The organism is Methylomonas subterranea, from assembly GCF_024505185.1.
GTDB classification, from domain to species: domain Bacteria; phylum Pseudomonadota; class Gammaproteobacteria; order Methylococcales; family Methylomonadaceae; genus Methylomonas; species Methylomonas subterranea.
The window spans coordinates 1-2,519 of record NZ_JANIBJ010000083.1 but is presented as its reverse complement, the minus strand read 5'-3'; the positions used below and the strand labels follow the sequence as shown (position 1 = coordinate 2,519).

Here is a 2,519-nt window from a genome sequence, read left to right as displayed (position 1 = left end):
ACATGGAAGATATTGGATTTTTAATCCGGCAATTTGGTGTCAAAAGACATATAATTCGAAAATGCCTCGGTGGCGAAATAGGTAGACGCACGAGACTTAAAATCTCGCGGGGGTAACCCCGTACCGGTTCGATTCCGGTCTGAGGCACCATTTATGCATCCAAACGGGTGCAACCCAATCCAAAAACCCGCAAGTTTACTGGCTTCGCGGGTTTTTTATTGTCCGACGCAATCCAACGAAAACTAGCCAAGTACACACCAAATCGTGTATTTTTTCGTGTACTCACTGATACCTTCCGGAAAAAGTACACACTGGGGCGTGCAAGATGGCTGAAAAACTCAATAAGAACGCGGTCTACAAGGCTGCCAAGCCAGAAGAAAAAGACTATTTCATCAATGATGGCGGCGGACTTTATCTGTGGGTTAAGTCTGGCGGCTCCAAACTTTGGCAATTTGTCTACACCTTCGAGGGTAAACGGAAGCGCCTTGCCCTTGGAGCATATCCAGGCGTAACGCTAGAAATTGCTCGACGAAAGGCTTCAGAAATCCGTGAACAACTTGCCAACGATAATGATCCTGCGGAAGGACGCAAGAAAGTTAGGCAAGAGAAGCAAACAGCCAAGCTCAATCAAGAGCGGAAAAGCGATGGTTTACCCATTCTGAATAGTTTTGCCGACATAACCGGCAAATGGCTTGATTCCATCATCAATACCAATACAGCCGACACTCTGACGAAAAAGAAAAATCGCCTCACGACTTGGATTTTCCCCTTCATAGGTGATAAGCCAATCGACGGCATTAAATCTGCCGAAGTTTTAGCGGCACTCAAACCTTTAATTGAAGCGGGCAAACTGGATACCGCGCATCGACTCCGGGCTGAGATTAGCGCCATTTTTGCATATGCGATCGTACACAACTTAACCGAGTTCGATCCAGCTCAACCCGTAGCCAAGCAAATACCCGCGCAAAAGGTAAAACATCGAGCAGCAATCATCGACCCGAAACTGGTTGCACAATTGCTCAGGGACATCAGCAACTACCAAGGCACATTTGTCGTGCAGTCCGCGTTACGCATTTCTCCATTGTTATTTCAAAGACCGGGGGAAATCAGAAAAATGCTCTGGTCCGATATTGATTTTGAATCGAATGAATGGCGGCCATTCATCTCCAAAACAGATTTCCATCATATAGTGCCTCTTTCTTCCCAAGCGACTGAGATTTTAAAGAATATCCATCCCTTGACCGGAAACGACACATACGTATTCCCTTCAAGTCGAGGTAACGGTCGCCCCATGTCGGAAAACACCATCATGACTGCACTCAAGACATTGGGTTACGACAGTGAAATCATGACGGCACATGGCTTTAGAACCACTGCATCGACATTGCTAAATGAACAAGGCTGGAGTCCAGACGCCATCGAACGACAACTATCCCACGCCCCCAGAGACAAAATAAGAGCAGTCTACAATCGAGCCCAATATTTGGACGAACGCCGGCGAATGATGCAATCCTGGGCAGATTATCTGGATACACTGAAGAGCGGCAAAAGCGCAGACGTAATACCCATCCGTAGATCATTGAATACTTGATTGCTCTCATTTCAGGAAGAAAAAGCGGTTTTGCATGTTCGCAACCTACAGATGCGGGCAGGTACTTTTATGATTCTTAATGCGTCGAATGCTGATCGATAAAAAAGTTTTTTATTGATCATTTTGCTCATCAGGTATTTGACTGTGCAGGCATGGCTTCAGTATTTATGTATATGTCTAGAAATTGAGATTATTTGTATTACCGGTGTTGCCGCTTTATCTGGCGTAGGCTGCAGAGGACATGTCGATGGATTACCCAGTATTACCGGTATTACTCGCAGACGATGTCTATAAATCAGCTTCCAGATCATCCAGATATGTCTCCAGTCGAAATCGATTTTTGCATCACCTCAGTTTTCAACCCCAATTTTCAATGGCGGTTGGTGCGAAAGTCATTCATGTCGTTAAATCTGAATTGTCCAATAAAATCCAACGCCGTCCAGCTTGGTTTTATTTCTTAAGCAATTGAAATAAAATGAAAAAACTATTTGACAGTCGCTCAATTTCAACCCCAAAATAGCCCCGCACGTAGAACTTTTCGGGATGAAATTTTCATAGACTGCACTTCGGCAGTATAAAAAGCGAAGAAGTACCAGCTATATAGCCCCTAGTGGGGTGGCAGAGGAACGCCGCTGGATGTACTGTGTCCGTTGGGCCTTAGGGCAATGCGTCCACGCTTAAATTTATTTTTGGTGCAGTTGGGGCGTTGAAAACGCTCTTTCTGGGTCGGCAGGGAAAATGCGCCTTGATGAAAGGCACGGTCGCTGTCGATAGTGAAGCAATTTTAAGATTCATCAACGATCGTCTGCTGATCGCTGATTATTCCAAAGCGCCTTGATGGCGCAAACCAATAGACCGCGCGAGTAGAGTTTCGAAAGGCGGTGTTGCCATTGCGCGTTTGCAGGCGCGCAGAAATTTTGTCTGGAAC

General features: G+C 45.7%; 1 protein-coding gene and 1 tRNA gene. Both read left to right on the top strand.

Annotation, left to right across the window (positions count from 1 at the left end; genetic code table 11):
• Positions 1-63: 63 nt before the first annotated feature.
• A tRNA-Leu gene (locus NP590_RS20360) sits at positions 64-150 on the top strand.
• A 175-nt stretch (positions 151-325) separates the two neighbouring features.
• Positions 326-1,591, top strand: a complete 1,266-nt coding sequence (locus NP590_RS20355) for a tyrosine-type recombinase/integrase (RefSeq protein ID WP_256604577.1) — start codon at positions 326-328, stop codon at positions 1,589-1,591.
• Positions 1,592-2,519 lie beyond the last annotated feature (928 nt).